The organism is Flavobacteriales bacterium, from assembly GCA_025210805.1.
In the GTDB taxonomy this organism is placed as follows: Bacteria; Bacteroidota; Bacteroidia; order Flavobacteriales; family CAJXXR01; genus JAOAQX01.
Window position 1 is genome coordinate 1 of the sequence record JAOAQX010000029.1, and the last position, 19,727, is coordinate 19,727.

At 33.8% G+C, this 19,727-nt stretch carries 17 protein-coding genes and 3 pseudogenes; 17 read left to right on the forward strand and 3 right to left on the reverse strand.

Translation table 11 applies throughout. From position 1 onward, the window contains the following. From N4A45_11860 to N4A45_11935, 16 genes and pseudogenes are all read left to right on the forward strand, one after another. The coding region (locus N4A45_11860) for an RHS repeat protein (GenBank protein ID MCT4665918.1) at positions 1 to 323 on the forward strand (323 nt) is incomplete at its 5' end. Between the two features lie 120 nt (positions 324 to 443). Continuing rightward, positions 444 to 530, forward strand: a pseudogene (locus N4A45_11865) (type IV secretion protein Rhs). A 78-nt stretch (positions 531 to 608) separates the two neighbouring features. After that, positions 609 to 736 (forward strand): annotated as a pseudogene (locus N4A45_11870) (RHS repeat-associated core domain-containing protein). After that, positions 716 to 1,156: a hypothetical protein gene (locus N4A45_11875; protein MCT4665919.1), complete on the forward strand. Its 441-nt coding sequence runs from the start codon at positions 716 to 718 to the stop codon at positions 1,154 to 1,156. The pseudogene N4A45_11870 and the gene N4A45_11875 overlap by 21 nt, the downstream one beginning before the upstream one ends. A 2-nt stretch (positions 1,157 to 1,158) precedes the next feature. Next, positions 1,159 to 1,380 carry a hypothetical protein gene (locus tag N4A45_11880; protein ID MCT4665920.1) on the forward strand — a complete coding sequence of 74 codons (222 nt, stop codon included), beginning with the start codon at positions 1,159 to 1,161 and terminating at the stop codon, positions 1,378 to 1,380. 287 nt (positions 1,381 to 1,667) lie between these two features. Further along, a pseudogene (locus tag N4A45_11885) lies at positions 1,668 to 1,775 on the forward strand (type IV secretion protein Rhs). A 222-nt stretch (positions 1,776 to 1,997) separates the two neighbouring features. Further along, positions 1,998 to 4,328 (forward strand): TonB-dependent receptor, encoded by a 2,331-nt coding sequence (locus N4A45_11890; GenBank protein ID MCT4665921.1) that lies wholly within the window; start codon positions 1,998 to 2,000, stop codon positions 4,326 to 4,328. Positions 4,329 to 4,335: 7 nt separating this feature from the next. Beyond that, positions 4,336 to 4,803, forward strand: coding sequence for an SsrA-binding protein SmpB (smpB, locus tag N4A45_11895; protein ID MCT4665922.1), 468 nt, complete (start codon positions 4,336 to 4,338; stop codon positions 4,801 to 4,803). Positions 4,804 to 4,810: 7 nt separating this feature from the next. Beyond that, a complete protein-coding gene (locus N4A45_11900) occupies positions 4,811 to 5,314 on the forward strand; it encodes a DUF4199 domain-containing protein (protein MCT4665923.1) in 504 nt (167 codons plus the stop codon). Beyond that, entirely contained in the window at positions 5,311 to 6,258 is a 948-nt protein-coding gene (locus N4A45_11905) for a glycosyltransferase family 2 protein (protein MCT4665924.1), read from the forward strand. The genes N4A45_11900 and N4A45_11905 overlap by 4 nt, the downstream gene beginning before the upstream one ends. Positions 6,259 to 6,261: 3 nt before the next feature. Next, positions 6,262 to 6,927, forward strand: a complete 666-nt coding sequence (locus N4A45_11910) for a hypothetical protein (protein ID MCT4665925.1) — start codon at positions 6,262 to 6,264, stop codon at positions 6,925 to 6,927. 8 nt (positions 6,928 to 6,935) lie between these two features. Continuing rightward, positions 6,936 to 8,543: a S8 family peptidase gene (locus N4A45_11915; GenBank protein ID MCT4665926.1), complete on the forward strand. Its 1,608-nt coding sequence runs from the start codon at positions 6,936 to 6,938 to the stop codon at positions 8,541 to 8,543. Then, a complete protein-coding gene (locus N4A45_11920) occupies positions 8,543 to 9,490 on the forward strand; it encodes a nitronate monooxygenase (GenBank protein ID MCT4665927.1) in 948 nt (315 codons plus the stop codon). The genes N4A45_11915 and N4A45_11920 overlap by 1 nt, the downstream gene beginning before the upstream one ends. An 11-nt stretch (positions 9,491 to 9,501) precedes the next feature. After that, positions 9,502 to 11,262, forward strand: a complete 1,761-nt coding sequence (locus N4A45_11925; GenBank protein MCT4665928.1) for a long-chain fatty acid--CoA ligase — start codon at positions 9,502 to 9,504, stop codon at positions 11,260 to 11,262. A gap of 83 nt (positions 11,263 to 11,345) precedes the next feature. Then, positions 11,346 to 12,566, forward strand: coding sequence for an FtsX-like permease family protein (locus tag N4A45_11930; protein MCT4665929.1), 1,221 nt, complete (start codon positions 11,346 to 11,348; stop codon positions 12,564 to 12,566). Positions 12,567 to 12,588: 22 nt separating this feature from the next. Then, on the forward strand, positions 12,589 to 13,752 hold the full coding sequence (locus tag N4A45_11935) for an iron-containing alcohol dehydrogenase (GenBank protein ID MCT4665930.1): 1,164 nt from the start codon (positions 12,589 to 12,591) through the stop codon (positions 13,750 to 13,752). A 62-nt stretch (positions 13,753 to 13,814) separates the two neighbouring features. On the opposite strand, the gene N4A45_11940 is transcribed toward N4A45_11935, so the two are convergent. Together N4A45_11940 and N4A45_11945 are read right to left on the reverse strand one after the other, a co-directional pair. After that, on the reverse strand, positions 13,815 to 14,282 hold the full coding sequence (locus tag N4A45_11940; protein MCT4665931.1) for a hypothetical protein: 468 nt from the start codon (positions 14,280 to 14,282) through the stop codon (positions 13,815 to 13,817). Between the two features lie 548 nt (positions 14,283 to 14,830). Next, on the reverse strand, positions 14,831 to 16,189 hold the full coding sequence (locus tag N4A45_11945; GenBank protein MCT4665932.1) for a hypothetical protein: 1,359 nt from the start codon (positions 16,187 to 16,189) through the stop codon (positions 14,831 to 14,833). 68 nt (positions 16,190 to 16,257) lie between these two features. On the opposite strand from N4A45_11945, the gene N4A45_11950 reads away from it, so the two are divergent. Next, on the forward strand, positions 16,258 to 16,956 hold the full coding sequence (locus N4A45_11950; protein ID MCT4665933.1) for a methyltransferase: 699 nt from the start codon (positions 16,258 to 16,260) through the stop codon (positions 16,954 to 16,956). Here the strand turns inward: N4A45_11950 and uvrA are convergent. After that, on the reverse strand, positions 16,946 to 19,702 hold the full coding sequence (gene uvrA, locus N4A45_11955; protein ID MCT4665934.1) for an excinuclease ABC subunit UvrA: 2,757 nt from the start codon (positions 19,700 to 19,702) through the stop codon (positions 16,946 to 16,948). The two genes, N4A45_11950 and uvrA, sit on opposite strands and share 11 nt — an antisense overlap. Positions 19,703 to 19,727 lie beyond the last annotated feature (25 nt).

The window sequence follows — 19,727 nt, forward strand, 5'->3', positions numbered from 1 at the left end:
AAGATAAAGATCAACTGGTATATACCGATGCAGGAGGACTACTTGCCGATCGTAAAAAAGAAATAGCCTACCAGTACGACAAAAACGGAAACCTAACCTACAAACACGACAGTAAAGGAGCTAAATACTTCTTTTGGGATGCCCACGGACGATTAAAAAAAGCCAGCTTTGGAAACAGAACATACACCCACTACGAGTATGACGCACTTGGCAGAAGAATCTCCAAAAAAAACTTGGAGAACAAGCCAAGATTCATTATATTTACGATGGAAATACTTCAGTATTCACGAACACCAAAAAAACAAAAAAAAGTTGGTGAGTAAATGTTCTTTTACAAGATATTACGTGAGTAATTCTTTAACGGTGAACCAAGTGAAACCCTAGGTTTCGAAGAAACCAAAAACCTCACCACATGGCTTTTTGAAGAAGGAACTTTCGTTCCGATGGCGAAGCTAACGGAGGATAATGCGTATAGTATTGTCTGCGACCATTTAGGAACGCCTATTTTATCTTTTGATGAAGATGGAAAGCAAGTTTGGGAACGGGATTTGGATATTTACGGACGTGTCCGTAAAGGAGATAATTCTTTTATTCCTTTTCTTTATCAAGGGCAGTACTACGACCAAGAAACTGGACTGCCTATAATCGTTTTAGGTATTATGATGCGAGTACGGGACTTTATGTAAGTCAAGATCCTATCGGTTTGGCAGGTGGGATGCCTAATTTGTATTCTTATGTATCAGACCTGAATTATTGGGTTGATCCGTTTGGGCTTTTTGAAATTTTCAGAGGAATGAAAAATGATAATGGTTTACCAAAAGTAGAGCCTTCAGCGAGAGGCTTAGGAGTTAGACCTAATGTTGATATACCTGTTGATTCAAACGGTATTGTTTCTCCTGGAACAGGAGGGATGTCAATGTCACCGTCATCAGATGATTTACCACTGCATAGAAAACCCCCGGCTTTTGGAGGAACAGGAAAAGATTCTATATGGAAAATAGATACAGAAGATCTCGGAGATGACTTGAAATATGTACCAGATAAGCCTGGTCATGGGACAATTCAACCTAAAAGAAAGATGACACTCGATAGTTACCAAAAAGCGTTAGCTAAACTAAAAGAAAAGTTTTCGTCAATATCGTTCAAATGTGATTAAGCATGGAAAAAAGATTTTTAAATATTGTACTTTATTCGGCAGAGCCGTTGAAAGATGCTAAGTGCTATTTGGAATATTTACATAAAAATAGTGTTGCAAGGGACGACGTATATTATGTTTTAGAAAATTTGCGGAATAACCTTAATGAAAAACAAGAGGATATTGTTTTGGAAATAATGGATATAGTGGTTGGCTGGTGTAGAAATGAAAAAGAGATTTGGTAAAGCAGTTCTTTTACAAGATATTACGTGAGTAATTCTTTATCGGTGAACTAAGCGAAACCCTAGGTTTCGAAGAAACCCAAAACCTCACCACTTGGCTTTTTGAAGAAGGAACTTTTGTTCCGATGGCGAAGCTAACGGAGGGTAATGCGTATAGTATTGTCTGCGACCATTTAGGAACACCTATTTTATTTTTTGAAGAGGATGGAAAGCAAGTTTGGGAACGGGAGTTGGATATTTACGGACGTGTCCGTAAGGGAGATAGCGAGTTTATTCCCTTTCTTTATCAAGGGCAGTACTACGACCAAGAAACTGGACTTGCCTATAACCGTTTTAGGTATTATGATGCGAGTACGGGGCTTTATGTAAGTCAGGATCCTATAGGTTTGGCAGGTGGGATGCCTAATATGTCAGTTATGTATCAGACCTGAATTATTGGGTTGATCCGTTTGGGTTAGAAATTTAGAGACTTATAGTGCCGTAGAACACTAAAACTTACTCATAGCTGTCTGTTTTTAGCCGATAAATGCTATTAATGTTAAACAAGCCATATTATCCAAAATAATTAGAAACACTTAATAATTTATTCTCTTATATTTGTTGATTGTCAAAAAATAATTATGAATAAACGAGCGATACTGCCAATATTGATAAGTTTACTGCTATTAATCTCAGGAACTTCTTTGGCTCAAAATTTAAAAGGATTTGTCTATGATAAAGCATCAGGGGAATCTGTAATGTTTGCAAATATTGTCATAAAAGAAAAAAACAGAGGAACTACCACAGACGAAAATGGGTTTTACTCATTCAGAGATCTCGAAGTAGGGGCATATACCATAGAATGTAGTTTTGTTGGGTATCAAACAGTATCGAAGAAGATTGATATAAAAAAGGGAACAAATACTTTAAATATTTTTTTAGAGGAAGATAACAATGTTCTTAGTCAAGTAGATGTTGTAGAAAAAACTGTTGACAGAAAAACTGAAACAACAGTTTCTACCATTAAAATAACTCCGATAGAAATAAAACGTATGCCTTCAATAGGAGGACAAGCCGATTTGGCTCAGTACCTTCAAGTACTCCCGGGAGTTGTGTTTACAGGAGACCAAGGAGGACAGTTGTATATCCGAGGTGGAACACCCGTTCAAAACTTGGTATTGCTAGATGGAATGACCATTTATGCTCCTTTCCATAGTATAGGATTTACCTCTGTTTTCGATACAGAAATCATTAAGTCTGCCGATGTATTTACAGCAGGTTTTGGAGCCGAATATGGAGGACGTTTATCCTCTGTAATGGATATCAAAACGAAGGACGGAAATAGAAAAAGACTGGCAGGTAAACTCTCCATGAATACCTTTGGTGCTCAATTAACACTTCAGGGACCACTAGGGTCAACAAAGAATGGACTTGCAGGAAGTTCATTTGTTTTGAGTGGTAAAAAATCGTATATCGATCAAACTTCCAAAAATTTATACAAATATGCCGTAAGAGATGGAGAGGACAACATTCCTTTTGCTTATACGGATATTTATGGGAAGTTATCTCTAGTAATGCCTAGTGGAACAAAAGCGAGCTTTTATGGTTTTAATTTTCAAGATGAAGTAAACTATTCTACGCAAACTAATTTTGACTGGGATGCTTTTGGAATTGGATCTAATCTGATAGCTGTAATTCCTAGTTCGTTGGTTGTTTTACAGTTAGATGTAGCTTATTCTTCATTTGATATGAATGAAGTAAATAGAGAATTGGTAAACGGACAATATGAAAACGGACCACCAAAAACCAGCCATATAGATGAGTTTAAGTTCAACTTTAATGTGAAAAAGAATATCTCAGAAGAAAAAACACTAAGAGTAGGAGTGAATGTGGCATTGGCAAACACAGATTTTTTCTTTACTCGTAAAAACCTTGCAAAATTTGAACTTACTGATAACAATACCTATGCAGGTGGATATTTAAAGTACAAATACGCAAGTGGAGTTTGGGTAGTAGAACCATCTGTAAGACTAAGTTATTATACAGAACTTTCAGAGGCTTTAATAGAGCCAAGAATGGCATTAAAGTATAATATCTCTGATGCTTTTAGATTGAAAGCTTCAGGAGGATTGTATTCTCAAAACCTATTGGCGGCAAACAATGGAAGACAGGTTGTAAACCTTTTTAACGGTTTTGCTTCTTCTCCAGTTGATGTTCCAAAACAATTTTTAGGAGAAAATGTAAATTCAAACTTGCAGAAAGCATGGCATGGAGTAGTGGGAGCAGAGTTTGATCTTAATGAGAATCTTACAATCGATTTAGAAGGATTTACAAAAGATTTTTACCAATTAGTAAATATCAATTTTGATAAAATTCCAGCCTCTGTTATAGGGCAAGACTTTCAAGCTTATCAATTTAAAGACTTTATTTATGAAAAAGGAAATGCGATAGGTGCAGACTTGAGTGTTAAATACTCAAAGCCAAGATATAATTTTGGATTAACTTATTCTATTTCAAAAGTTTTGTTTGAAAACGAAGAAATAAAATATCATCCACATTTTGATAGAAGACATAATTTGAATTTAACAGGTTCTTATTTCGTAGATAAAGAAAAGACCTTTTCTATAGATGGTAGATTCAATTATGGATCTGGATTTCCTTTTGCTCAAATTCTTGGAAACAATCCCAACGGAATTAACTTAGATCCTCCATTTACAGATTATGTAAAGGTTAATGGAGAAAAAATAAGTTATTATGACGCTCCAGATAGTGGAAGACTTCCTTCTTATTTACGTTTTGATTTATCGGCAACAAAAAAATTCCAATTAACGAAAAGACAAAAATTGGAAATAAATCTAACCGTTACTAATATCTTAAACAGAAATAATATCTTCTATTATGACAAAGTGAATAACAGAAGAATAGATCAATTACCTATTTTTCCATCTTTGGGTGTAAACTGGAGTTTTTAAAAACTGAATGGCTAGAAATACAAAGAAAACAAACATTAGAATTCAAAACAAAAAGGCAAGATTTGAGTTCGAAATCTTAGATACTTATACTTGTGGAATTATCCTCACAGGAACCGAAATTAAGTCACTAAGGCTGGGGAAAGCAAGTATTGGAGAATCCTATGCCTATGTACATAATTTGGAAGTATGGGTAAAAGAAATGTATATTGCCGAGTATTCGCACGGATCCTACAATAATCATGTTACGAAAAGGAATAGAAAGCTCCTTCTTACAAAAAAGGAAATAAGAAAAATAGAATCCAAATTACAAAATGTAGGATTTACACTAATTCCTTTAGAATTGTTTATTAATGAAAAAGGACTCGCAAAATTAAAATTGGCTGTAGCCAAAGGTAAAAAACTACACGACAAAAGAAATACCCTAAAAGATAGAGATATCAAAAGACAGCTCGACAGAGTATCAAAACGTTATTAGCACAAAAATGAAAAGAGATAAACTCGCCATAGAATACGGAACTTACGCAGGGATATTGATGGTACTTATTGTTTCAGGAATCGGTTTTTTTGGTTTCCAAGTAAGCCCATGGGTAACCACGCTTCTTTATTTATTACCCATTCCATTTATGATTATAGGAGGAAATACTTCTAGTTCAAAGTCAGAAAGATACTTCTACAGAGACGCATTTTCTTTTACCTTTAAAGTAGGAATATTTGCTTCTATTATTTTGTCACTTTATACCTATATAGATATGGAGTTTTTAGATGTAGAAAAATTAGACAAAATCATGAAATTGCAAGAAGACGTTGCAAGAGAAGTAGGAGCCAAAATGGGCGAAGCAAAAGAAGTAACTGAAAAAAATATTCAGACCAACAGAGAAAACATGAGCGTTTTTAGATTCACCATGCTTACGTTGATTACCTATATCATTGTAAACGGGATTTTAGCGCTTATCAGTGCAGCATTTGTAAAAAAGAAAGTATCATGAAATATGATGTGAGCCTTGTGATTCCAGCTTTTAATGAAGACGAATCATTACCAGAACTCCACCAGTGGATAAAAAAAGTTTGTAAAGAAGAAGACCTTGATAGCCAAATTGTCATTATTGACGATGGAAGCTCTGATGATACTTGGGAGGTCATTGAGAAACTCAAAGAACAAGATGAAGACCTTGTAGGAATTAAATTCCGTAGAAATTATGGGAAATCTGCTGCATTGCACACAGGTTTTCAATACGCCGAAGGTGAAGTAATTATTACCATGGATGCCGATCTACAAGATTCTCCAGAAGAAATCCCAGGCTTGATAAAAATGATCAAAAAAGAAGGTTTTGATCTTGTTTCTGGGTGGAAAAAGAAACGATATGATCCGCTCAGTAAAACAATTCCAACAAAACTTTTTAATGCAGCAACTCGAAAAGCATCAGGAATAGAGCTTAACGATTTTAATTGCGGACTAAAGGCTTATCGTTATGATGTTATAAAATCCATTGAAGTTTATGGAGAAATGCATCGTTATATCCCAGTTATTGCAAAATGGGCTGGTTTTAAAAATATAGGCGAAAAAGTTGTTCAACATCAAGAAAGAAAATACGGAGTTACAAAATTTGGTTTAGAACGCTTTGTGAATGGCTTTCTAGATTTAATGTCTATTACCTTTATTTCAAAATTTGGTAAAAGACCTATGCATTTTTTCGGGACTTTAGGAACGCTTATTTTTATGTTATCCTTTGCATTTATCATGTATGCAGGAATTGATAAATTATTCATAAATCCCGATGCAAAACTCTTAGCAACAAGAACAGAATTTATTGTTTCTTTAATACTTTTGGTGATAGGAGTGCAATTATTTTTGGCAGGGTTCTTGGCGGAAATGATAGCCAGAAATAAACCAGACAGAAATAATTACCAACTAGAAAAAGTACTTGATTAATCCATGATGAAACTAAAATTTATTCTATTTGTTCTTACCAGTAGCCTATTTGTTTTCCAGTCTGAAGCACAAAATGAGCTGAACGAAAACGGGAAAAAACAAGGTGCATGGGTTTTATATCATAGAAACGAAGTGATCAAAATGAAAGGAAACTTTGAAAACGGACTCGAAGTTGATACTTTTCAATACTTTGATAATAGAAAAAGAATGCACACTCAGCTCGTTTATACTACACCGGGGAAAGTAGCGTGGATGAAATCCTATAATATTTTTGGTCATCTACAAACTCAAGGTAAGTTAGTTGATAGAAAAAAAGAGGGTGAATGGATTTCTTATACCACAAAAGGAACAGATACACTCAGAATAGACTATTATGAGCAAAATATCTTATCGGATACCAGTTTTGTTTTCTTTAAAAATGGACAAATCGCTTCAAAAATTCCTTATAAAAATGGAATCAAACAAGGGAATTTTGTTGATTACTTTGACAAAGGAGAAATTCATCAAAAGGGAACTTATTTAGATGATGTAATGCATGGAGTATTTGAACTTTACTATCGTTCAGGGAAAATTAAAATGACAGGACAGTATGATAAAGGAACAAAAATAGGAGTTTGGAATTTTTATGATGTAAATGGAACGCTCAAAAAGACTGAAAACTATAGCTAGAAAATAATATGCGTATTCTGAAAATTGTTTTTCTTTTCCAATTGATATTCACTTTACCCTCTTATGGGCAAAATCAAAGGTATTGGATTCAGTTTGAAGATAAAGGTAATTATGGTTTTCAAGATATTCAATTATCTCAAAAATCCTTAGAGAGAAGAACTACTCAAAATATTACCCTAGATAGCACAGATATCCCTATTTTTCAGCCATATTTAGATTCCTTGGATCTTTTTAAAGTAAAAGTTCAATCTAAATCTAGATGGTTTAACGCCATTTCCGCCACACTTTCTCAAGAAAAAAAAGATAGCCTTCAGAATCACTTTTCTTTTATAAAGGGGATTCAAAAAGTGGAAACCCTACATACTTTAAACGAAGAAAAACCCCTAACAATAACACCAAATCCAGGAATGAGCTCAGGACATTATTATGGGCAGGGTTGGGGTCAAATCTGGCAAATTAGAGGAAATATTCTTCATGAGTTAGGTTATAGAGGTCAAGGAATACTTATTGCCGTGCTCGATGCAGGTTTTAGGCAAGTAGATGAACATTTTTTATTTCAAAACAATAGGGAGAAAGGTAAAATAATAGAAGGTTTAGATTTTGTGAGGCAACCTGATTTGGTTAATTATCAATATTCTACACACGGTCTTGCCGTACTTTCTACAATGGCATCTTCTATACCTGGAACTTATGTGGGTACTGCTCCAGATGCCGATTATGTCCTTATCAGGACAGAAAATGCACCTCAAGAAAGCTTAATAGAAGAAGACTTTTGGCTTATGGGAGCAGAGTTTGCAGATTCTATAGGTGCAGATATCATAAACTCTTCTTTGGGTTATACCCAATTTGATGATTCATTACAAAATCATAGTTATCAAGATCTTGATGGAGAAAGCACGCTGGTAACACGTGCGGCAAATAAAGCTTTTGAAAAAGGAATACTGGTTGTATCTAGTAATGGAAATTCGGGTAACGATCCCTGGAAGTATTTGGGGGCTCCTGCCGATGGTAAAAACGTATTGGCGATAGGAGCTGTATATCAAAATGGAAACCCAGCAGCTTTTTCATCATTTGGTCCTACAGTAAATGGTTTAGTAAAACCTAATGTTTCAGCAATGGGCGCATTGATTCCTGTTGCACAGTTAAATGATGAAATAAAACCAAGCTATGGAACTTCTTTCTCCGCACCAGTTATTAGTGGAATGTCAGCTTGTCTGTGGCAATTTTTTAAAGAAAATGAACTTGATATAGACCACCGAAAGCTCAAAAAAGAAATTGAAGAAAGTGCTCACTTATATTTAAGCCCTGATTCTCAATTAGGATACGGAATTCCTAATTTTAAAAAGATTGTGGAAAAATATCACCCGCTTGAAGAATATCAAGATTGGAATCTCTTTTTTACGCTTCACAATGAGGTGATTTATTTAGAGGGTGATTTCTCAGAACATGCCTTTTTTTCTATTGTAGATGCCACAGGGAGAACGCTTTTTATTCAAGGATCAGCCACAAAAGCATATAAACAAGAAATCCCTTTTTCAAAACAATTGCCCAAAGGGATCTATTTTCTTTCGGTTCAAGATAAAAATAGGTTAAAAACCTTTAAAATACTCAGATAATGTCAAACAAAATATGTGATTTATTCGGAATAAAACATCCAATTATTCAAGGAGGAATGATTTGGTGTTCTGGTTGGGAATTAGCCTCGGCAGTTAGTAATCAAGGCGGTTTAGGGATTTTAGGTGCAGGGTCTATGTATCCCGAAATTCTAAAAGAGCAAATCCAAAAGTGTAAAGCGGCAACCGATAAACCATTTGCAGTGAATCTCCCTTTATTATACCCAAATATCGAGGAACATATTCAAACTATTTTAGAAGAAAAAATACCAGTTGTATTTACCTCAGCAGGATCTCCAAAAAAATATACGAGCTATTTACAGTCTCACGGTATTAAGGTGGTTCATGTGGTTTCTAATGTGAAATTTGCGATAAAATGCGAAGAAGCAGGAGTAGACGCCGTAGTTGCTGAAGGATTTGAAGCAGGAGGGCACAATGGACGAGAAGAAACAACTACTTTATGCCTCATTCCACAAGTAAGAAAAGCGATTTCTATCCCTTTAATTGCGGCAGGTGGAATAGGAAGCGGTGAAGCTATTTTTGCTACAATGAGTTTAGGGGCAGATGGTGTTCAAATAGGATCAAGATTTGCAGCTTCTCAAGAATCTTCGGCACATGAGAATTTTAAAAATGCCATTGTAGATGCAAAAGAAGGAGATACGATGTTAATGCTGAAAGAGCTCACACCCGTTAGACTGCTAAAAAACCCATTTTTTGATCAAGTAGTTCAAGCTTATGAAAATGATAGTTCAATTGAAGAACTCAAGGAACTTTTAGGAAGAGGACGAGCAAAAAAAGGAATGTTTTTAGGAGATTTGATCGATGGAGAGTTGGAAATAGGACAGGTTTCGGCTTCAATTGACCGAGTAGAAACTGTTGCCGAAATTTTTGATGATTTAATAAAAAATTATACTTTAGTTAAAGAAAAATCAAAGCAATTCACCATTTAATTTAGTTGTTTATGAGCCAGAAGATTACTAGAATTTTCCAAATTGATCAGAAAATTCGCCAAGAAAATCCCAAATGTTTAGTAGCGGGAAAAGAAAATAATCAATGGAAGAAATATTCTGGGAAAGAATTTTCTGAAATTACGGATCATTTGGCTTATGGGCTAATCACTTTAGGATTAAAATCTAAAGATGTAATTAGTGTTATTTCTTCAAATAGACCAGAATGGATTTTTGCTGATTTTGCTGCGGTAAAAGCAACAATGGTAGATGCCGCAATCTATCCCAATATTACAACAGAAGATTATGAATATATTCTGAATGATTGTCAATCTAAGGTTGTTTTTGTTGAAAATCAAGAGATTTATGACAAAGTGAAACCCGGTTTAGAACATTTGAAACAGATTGTGGAAGTGTACTCATTTGATCATGTAGAGGGTGTAAAACACTGGACGGAGCTTTTGGAATTAGGGAAAGAAAACCCACAAAGTTCTTATATAAAGGCATGGCAAGTAGAAACTAAAGCCGATGATATATTCACCATAATTTATACTTCTGGAACTACAGGAAAACCTAAAGGTGTTTTGTTGGATCATACAAGTTTTTTGTTTCAAATAGAAGGAGTTAAAAAATATTTTCCCATTTATAAAGGAGAAAATAGTTTAAGTTTTTTACCACTAAGCCATATCTTTCAAAGGGTAGTAGATTATTATGTATTATATTCACTCTCTTCGGTTTATTTTGCAGAAGCGATGGATACAATAGGAGAAAACTTAAAAGAAGTAAAACCCGTTATATTCTCAACAGTTCCAAGACTTCTTGAAAAAGTTTATGATAAAATTGTATTAAAAGGTTCAGAGCTAACAGGAATAAAAAAAGCACTATTCTTTTGGGCCTTAAATTTAGGAAAAGCCTATGAGTTTGAAGGAAAATCAGCTTGGTATAAATGGCAGTTAAAGCTTGCTAATAAAATCATTTTTAGCAAGTGGAGAGCGGCTTTGGGGGATGAAGTTCGATATGTAATTGTAGGGGCTTCGGCACTCCAGCCGAGACTCGCTCGTGTTTTTTCTGCGGCTCAAATTCCAGTTTTTGAGGGTTACGGACTTTCTGAAACAGCACCGATTATCTCTTTTAATAGTACTCAAAGAGGGAATCAGTTCGGATACGTAGGGAAAGTAATAGAAGGTGGGGCAGTAAAAATAGCCGAAGATGGAGAGATTCTTTATAAAGGTCCTAATCTAATGAAAGGTTACCTCAATAGACCAGATGCTACAGAAGAAGCCATAAAAGATGGTTGGTTTCATACAGGAGATATCGGACAACTAGAGGATGATGGTTTCTTAAAAATTACTGACAGAAAAAAAGAAATGTTCAAAACTTCAGGAGGGAAATATATCGCTCCACAGGTTCTGGAAAATAAAATGAAGGAATCAAGATTTATAGAGCAACTCATGGTTATTGGCGATGGAGAAAAGTTTCCAGCAGCACTCATTCAGCCCAGTCAAGATTTTATTTATGGCTGGTGCGAAAGGAAAGAAATAGCAGAAAAAGATTGGGCAAAATTAATGGCAATGCCAAGAATCCAAGAAAGAATATGGAAAGAAGTGGATGTACTCAATGAGAACTTTGCCAATTATATGAGAATAAAGAAAGTTCTTTTGGTTTCAGATATTTGGAAAGTAGAAAATAAACTACTGACACCTACTCAAAAACTTAAAAGAAGGAATATTTATCAAAAATATCAAAGAGAAATAAAAGATATTTACGATATTTAGATTAGAAGTCTTATAGATTTGAAAAGGGTTTCAGTATTTTTGAAGAATATTGAAACCTTTTTTTTCGAAATAAACGAAACTGCTTGAATACAGAATTTCACATAGCCAAGGGGATTATAAAAGGAAAACTCACACAAAATTCGAGTTCTAAACCTATCATATCGGCATCTATAACCACTATTTCCGTTGGAATTATTGTATTGATTATTGCAATTGCAACAGGTAAAGGTTTTAAAGAAAAGATTGAAGAAAAGATGTCTTTTTTTACGGCAGATATTAGAGTTTCGTTTAACAATAATAGCGATATTCATCATTATAAACCCTTAGAAAAAGATGATGAACAAACGCAAAAATTTTCACAAATTGAAGGTGTTAGCAGTATCTATAAAGCTTCATATAAAGTAGGGGTTCTCAAAAATGGGAAAGAAGTACACCAAGTGTTTTTTAAGGGAGTTGATTCTGAATTTCCTTGGAAACGTTTTGAAAAATTTATTGTGAGTGGGAGCGTGCCCAAAACAGGTACTAAAGAGGTGTTGGTTTCTCAGAAAGTGATTGATCTTTTAGGTTATAAATTAGGTAATGATCTAATTATAACTTTCTTTGATGATGATAAACAAAGAATAAAATCACGTAAACTAAAGATTGTTGGGATATATAAGTCTGGCTTTTCTGAATTTGATAAGCAATATATTCTCGGTGATTTGGCTATGATTCAAAAATTAAACCGTTGGAAGAAAGGGGAATTTAGTTTTTGGGAAATTTACATAAAAGATAAATCAAGGCTTGAGGAAATGAGAGAGATCGTGAATGCTCAGAGTCAGTTTTATCATAAAATTTCTACTTATAGGGAGATTTATCCCAATATTTTCCACTGGACAGATAGTTTTGATTATAATATTTATATCCTAATTATCATTATTGGAGCTGTGACCTCCATTAATATGGTTTCCACAGTGTTGATTATCCTTTTGGAGCGTTCGCAAATGATCGGTGTACTTAAAACACTTGGGATGGAAAATGGAAAAATAAGAAAGTTATTTAGTTATTATCTTTTGTATTTAGTAGGAAAAGGAATTTTTTGGGGTAATTTGATTGCCATAAGTTTTTGTCTTATTCAATCGTATTTTAAAATAATACCTTTACCTTCAGAAGGATATCATATAGATCATGTACCAATTCAATTGAATTTTTCGGATATTATTTCGGTAAATATATTGGTGCTGAGCATTGTTTTTATAGTGATGTTTTTACCTTTGTTATACATACGTCGTTTACAACCCTCAAGAATATTGCGTTTTAAGTAATGTTTTTTTAAAAAATGAAACCATGAGAAATTTTGATTTTTACAATCCCACAAAAATCCTATTTGGAAAAGGGGAAATAGCAAAAATATCACAAGAAATCCCAAAAGATTCTAAAGTTTTATTGCTTTATGGAGGTGGAAGTATTAAGAAAAACGGTGTTTATAAACAAGTTATCGAGGCATTAGAATCTTACGATTATATTGAGTTTTCTGGAATTTCAGCAAATCCAGAATACTCGATACTTATGGACGCATTGGAAGTTATAAAAAAAGAACAAATTACTTACTTGTTAGCAGTAGGTGGAGGATCAGTAATTGACGGAACGAAATTTTTATCTTCAGCAAGTCTCTATGACGGAGAGGAACCATGGGATATTCTGAGTAAAAAAATTAGAACTGAAATAGGAATGCCGTTTGGATGCGTGCAAACACTTCCTGCAACGGGTAGCGAAATGAATTCTGGAGCGGTAATAAGTAGAAGCGAGACAAAGGAGAAACTTGGGATGGGTGGTCCTGGTTTATTTCCGAAGTTTTCTGTTTTGGATCCAGAGGTAATTCATTCAATTCCAAAAAGACAAATTGCAAACGGTATTGTAGATGCCTTTACTCATGTTTTGGAGCAATATATGACTTTTCCGATAGGAGCAGGGCTTCAAGATCGATTTGCAGAAAGTATTCTTTGTAATTTAATAGAATTAGCTCCTGCAATGTACTCAGGGGATTTTAGCTATCAGCAAGCAGCAGATTATATGTGGAGTTGTACAATGGCTCTCAATGGACTGATTCAAAAAGGTGTGCCAACAGACTGGGCTATTCATGCTATGGGACACGAATTAACTGTTTTATACGGTATCGATCATGCCAGAACCTTGGCAATTATTATGGAGCCTCATTATCGATATAATTTTGATGCTAAAAAAGAAAAATTAGCTCAATATGCTAGAAGAGTTTGGGGTATTTTGGAAGGAGATTCTCATGATCAAGCTCATTTGGCAATTGAAAAGACTAAAGGGTTTTTCAAAAGTTTGGATGTTCAATTGAAACTTTCAGATTATAGCGAAGATTATCACCAAGCACCGGAATCTATTGCAAATACTTTTGAGGAAAGAGGATGGTTAGGGATTGGAGAGCACGGGACGCTTAACCCGAAAGACGTATTTAAAATTGTACAAAATGCCCTTAAGTAATTGTTAAGGAAGACACAAATCATCCAAGACTATGTGTAGGATGGTATTTTATTGATTTAGGGCTACTTGTCATTCATTTGCTGAATTGCAATATTTATATCTGTAAGCCTCGATTTATCTTCCGCTTTTGCTATTAAAGATATAAAATGACAATTACCCATTTCATCTTTGATAATTATCTCATCCTTAACAAAATCTTTATCTTTCATGAAATTGAAAATGCAACTAAAAAGCTTATGTCTAAATTCATTTGGTTTCAAATAACTGTTCTTTTCAGAAATAGATAAATCATTACTGATATCACAGTAATAATACAGCACTGTATTATTTTCTATCATAAAATATCTTATTATCCTAGCAATACCAATTAAATCCTTTAAGCTTAAAACTTTATTGGATGGCTCAACTAAAACAAGGGATAGACTAATAAGAGGGATGGAGAATTCTTGAAGCTTGAATTTTTCAAAGTTTATTAAAAACTTACTACCAACACTACTAGTAAAAGGTACTACAGTATTATCATCAAGCATAAATAAACGCTTTTATTTAGAAAAATAAAGCTCCTTTTTTAAAATAAGCTCCTTTTTTGTTTTCTCTTTATTTTCTTTCAGAGATTTTATAAAGAATAGAAGCTTTTTTGAGGGTTTATTGATATGTAAAGTCTTGTTGTTCATTATACAAACTTATTATATATATCACAATATAAAAAATATTTTTTAAATTTTTGAGAAAACAGCTCTCTAATTTCAATCTTCAATCCTTCGTATATCTCTAACAGATATAAGTAACTAAGATTATTTTTCCTGACTCAAGTTTTCGTATACTGTGCTGATTTTTATTTATTTTTATGCCTAATTCAAGTTGAGTTAACCTACTCTTCTCCTTATAACTTTCATTTTTAATCCAAGTTTTGTTTGACTTATTTATTATAATAAGATTATAATAAGATTAAAGAGGTGGAAGAGGACGAAATAAGAAAAATGGAAACAATAATGAGAGGAAATCTAATCTTCTAACTCAGGATTTACAACAACGGCGATACCTAAAAAAACATTCACCTAGCGCCACTCCCCCGAAGTTACACATTATTCTCATTGAGAACAGGTGGTTTATTCTTTAGGTCTTTTTGTCTCCAAAGATTCGCATAAAATTTCTCGGCATTAGCCCTGTAAACATCAGAACTATTAAAGATAACGATACCTATGGCAATGATATAAAAACCACGATTGAGTATTAATGAGTTCGAAAAAACATCCCCTTTGTAATGAGTAATTGCCATCAAAATAAAATAAGATGGAACGATAAAAGAGTAAGTATTTTTTGAGTAATTCATGGTTTGAGCTACCATTCTTAAATAAATGATAAAGAACAAAACAATTCCAATAACTCCAAAATAGAGGGTTTGTCTCATGTATCCTGCATCAGTAAACTTGTAGAAAAACCCCGATTTATCGTAATACAAACCATCTCCAAAAATCATGGTTTTATCGGCTATGTCAAAGTAGTGATCTTTTACAAGCTGATCTGAAGATGCTGTTGAAAATTCTCCAGTATCTAAGTAGCTGTAAATAAATTCAAATGCCCAAGGAAGTACCTTGTCATTTATGGAGCTAAAAACGGCGGGAGCAAATGCGCTTAATGCAAAATAGGCGGCAAATAATCCCACTATCGAAATTGCCAATCTTTGAATCGTATAGATAAATAACTTTCTTGACATGGTTTTGTATGTGATTAACATTAAACCAAATGCAATTCCGATACTTCCCGTTCTTCCTGATACGAATACGGAAAAAGCGATAATTGCCAATTTTAAAACGTCAGACAGTTTTGTGTTCTTTTCCAATACTTTATAGGCAAATATGAAAATAGACATTGCTTGAAATAGGGCAAAATCGTAGTTTTTTACAAGAGAAAAACCAAGACCTCGATACCAGTCAAAAGTACCTGTCATTTTTGCTTTTGCTCCAATTAAAGGTAATAACGTACTGCGAATATCATAGGAAATAAAATTCATAAACACAAGAACTCCTTGAATGGTCATGGCTGAGTAAATCAAATTCAGAAGATGGTCTAGTGTATATCCTCTTTTTTGTAAAATCCTGGATAATAATGCGCTAATAACAATAATTTCAAATAAATGCGTCATGATCTGTTCCAGAGGTCCAGTTTGTCTGAAAATACCAATGGTATCATGCATCTCAAGAACAATAATGGTGTAAATGATCAGTATGACATATAAGCCCATTTGTCCTATCAGTAATCTTGGAATAGAGAAAACATTTAAATAGAGTGCTTCCAGAACTACAAGTATCAATACAAATTTGGCAACATTATAGGGTAAACCTGTAAATGGCGGAGCATAGATATATAGAAAAATAAGTAAAAGATAATAAACTGTTTGAAGAGTTCTTTTCTTAACTTTTAACTGAATACGCATTGAGTATTGTTTATATTAGTAGCAAAAATAAGTTTTTCTGAGCATCAAAACACTTAATTTCGCTAAATATGACTTTTAAATGCAAAAAATTTTCGGTTCAAGATGAGAATTCAGGCCTCAAAGTAGGAACAGATGGAATGCTTCTAGGTGCTTGGGCAGATGTGCATAATTTTAACAATGTGCTTGATGTAGGAACTGGTTCTGGACTTATTTCATTGATGTTGGCTCAGCGATTTGATAAGCCTATGATTGATGCAATTGACATTTTTGAAGGTGCTGTTATTGATGCCCAATATAATTTTGAACAATCAGAATGGAAATCGAGATTGAATGTTTTACAAAAGAATTTTACCAATTATCATTTAGGAAAATACGATTGTATCGTATCCAATCCTCCTTTCTTTAATAAATCTACAAAGTCTATTACGGAATCTAAAATGATTGCAAAGCATACTGAAATGCTTTCCGCAGAGATTATTATTGAATATGCTTCTTCGTTTGAAAATATAAAATCGATTCAGTTTGTTTTACCATTTAGTACAGAGGAAGAAATTATCAATTTTGCGAAATCATTTGGATGGGATTTAGCAAGAATCTGTCAAATAAAACCTTTCAAGAGCGAAAAAGCGAATCGTTTATTGATTGATTTTCGACGTTTAAAACAACCAAGTGAAAAAAAACAATTCGCCATTCGTGAAGATAAATTATCCAAAGAATACACAGAGGAGTATATCGACTTATTGAAAGACTTTTTGATTATTTTTTAACTTCATCCAAATACTTAGCGGTTAAGGTTTCTGATTGTATAAAGTCTTCGTTTTTCCCCATAAAGACGATCTCTCCACCTTTGTTTCCTCCCATAGGGCCTAAATCGATATTCCAGTCTGCTAACTTAATTATATCTGGATGATGTTCGATGACCAATATACTATGTCCTTTTTCAATTAATGCATCAAATGCTTTGATAAGGTTTTGGATATCTTTAAAATGTAAACCTGTACTCGGTTCATCAAAAATGAAGAGATGATTGTTTCTTTTTTGTGTTAAATTTAAAAAAGAAGCCAACTTTACTCTTTGGGCTTCACCACCAGAAAGGGTAGACGAAGATTGACCCAGTTTGATATAGGAAAGACCTACATCTAACAAAGGTTTGATCTTTTTTGAGATTTTAGTTTCCCCGTGTTTGTCAAAGAAATCGAATGCTTCTTCTACAGTTGCATTCAAAATGTCGAAAATATTTTTACCCTGAAATTTGATATCCAATATTTCTTCCTGGTATCTATTCCCTTTACAAACTTCACATTCCATTTTGGCATCAGCCAAAAATTGCATTTCTATAGTTATTTGCCCTTCTCCTTGGCAAGTCTCACATCTTCCTCCTGCCGTGTTAAAAGAAAAATGTTTAGGTTTGTATCCCCTTGTTTTAGCGAGTTTTTGTTTTGCCAACAAGTTTCTGATATCATCAAAAATTTTGAGATAAGTTAAGGCATTAGACCTAGAAGATTTTCCAATGGGATTTTGATCAATAAATTCGACTCCATGCAGTAAGTCTTTATTTAGGGTTATTTGTGAAAATGTTTTTGGTTTATTTTGATAAATTTCAAATTCATTTTGAATAGCAGGATAAAGAATTTGCTGAATCAAGGTGCTTTTTCCAGACCCACTCATTCCTGAAACAACTGTGAAAGCTCCAAGTGGAATCTTAATATCTACATTTTTTAAATTATTGGCGTAAGCTCCTTTTAATTCAATGAAGTTTTGAAAGGGTGGAGGAGTAGTGTTTCTTTCTATTAAGATACTTTTATTGAGAAACTGTGCTGTATAACTTTCTTGTGTCTTAAGAATTTCTTGATAGGTTCCTGCAAAAACGATATTTCCACCACCAACTCCAGCTTCTTTCCCGATATCGATAATGTAATCTGCTTCTTGCATAATTTCTTCATCATGCTCAACAACCACAACGGTGTTACCTAGGTCTCTAAGTTCCTTGAGTACGTTTATTAGATTTTTAGTATCGTGAGAATGAAGTCCAATACTGGGTTCATCCAGTAAATAGGTTGAGTTTACGAGTGAAGAACTAAGGGAATTTGCTAAACGTATTCTTTGACTTTCACCACCACTAAGTGTATTACTAGCTCTTTGAAGATTGAGATAGGGAAGTCCTACTTTTAGTAAGGTTTCTAGGCGATTATTTACTTCCAATAGAATCCTGCTTCCTATTTCAATTTCGTTTTCTTCTAGTTTTATTTTGTTAAAAAATTCATAGAGCTGATCCAAAGGAGTTGTTAGCAACTCGGCAATGTCTTTTCCATGAAATTTCACATAGAGTGCTTCGGGTTTTAGTTTTTTACCTTTACAATGTTCACAGGCTGTTTTTCCTCTAAAACGAGCGATTAAAATTCTATTCTGAATTTTGTATGCTTTCGCTTCCAGTTTATCAAAGTACCCTTGTATTCCTGAGTATCGTTTTGAGCTACCTGCCCATATTTTGGATTGTTCTTGTGTTGAGAGTTCTATATAGGGTTTGTGAATGGAAATTTGCTCGGATCTACAAAATTCATAAAGTGCAGTTTTCCAGTCTTCAGCACCTTTAAAATCTGAGAAAGCAATAGCACCTTCATAAATAGATATATTTGGGTTAGGAATAATTAAGTCTTTATCCAGCCCGATTGTTTTTCCATAGCCTTGGCATTTTGGACAGGAGCCTATAGGGCTATTGGAACTAAATAAATCATTAGTAGGTTCTATAAAAGTCATCCCATCCAATTCGAACCTATTATTGAAATTCTTTTTCTCTTTAGAAACTAAATCAATTAAGAATAACTCTCCTTCTCCTTCAAAAAAAGCCAATTCTATAGATTCCGATAGTCGATTTAGTGCATCATCATTTTCTTTATTGAGCTTAAATCGGTCAATTACGAGTATGGAATCTATCTCATACTTCCAATCATCCAAAGAGACTAATTCATCTTTTTCATAAATTCTTGAATATCCTTGATTGGTTAAGATATTTTGGTATTTTTCCGTTTGTTTTTTAATGGGAATGGGAGCTCCAAGTATCCATTTTGATCCGTTTTCTTGTTTTAAAAGAAAATTTATGACATCAATTGCATGGTGTTTTTTTACTTCTTTTCCGCTGATGGGGGAAATGGTTTTTCCTAATCGAGCATAGAGCAAACGTAAATAGTCATAAATTTCTGTTGAAGAACCAACAGTTGATCTCGAATTTGTGGAGATTACTTTCTGTTCAATGGCAATACTAGGAGTGAGTCCTTTTATTTCCTTTACATCGGGCTTATCTATCTTACCCATAAATTGACGTGCGTAAGAAGAAAGACTTTCTACGTATCTTCTTTGCCCTTCTGCATACAGTGTGTCAAATGCTAAACTCGATTTTCCAGAACCAGAAAGTCCGGTAATAACTGTAAGTTTATTTTTTGGAATTTTTATATCGATGTTTTTAAGATTGTGCTGATTTGCACCGTAAATTTCTATATGCGTATGTTTTGCCATCTAATTTTTTATCAAAAAACCCCAT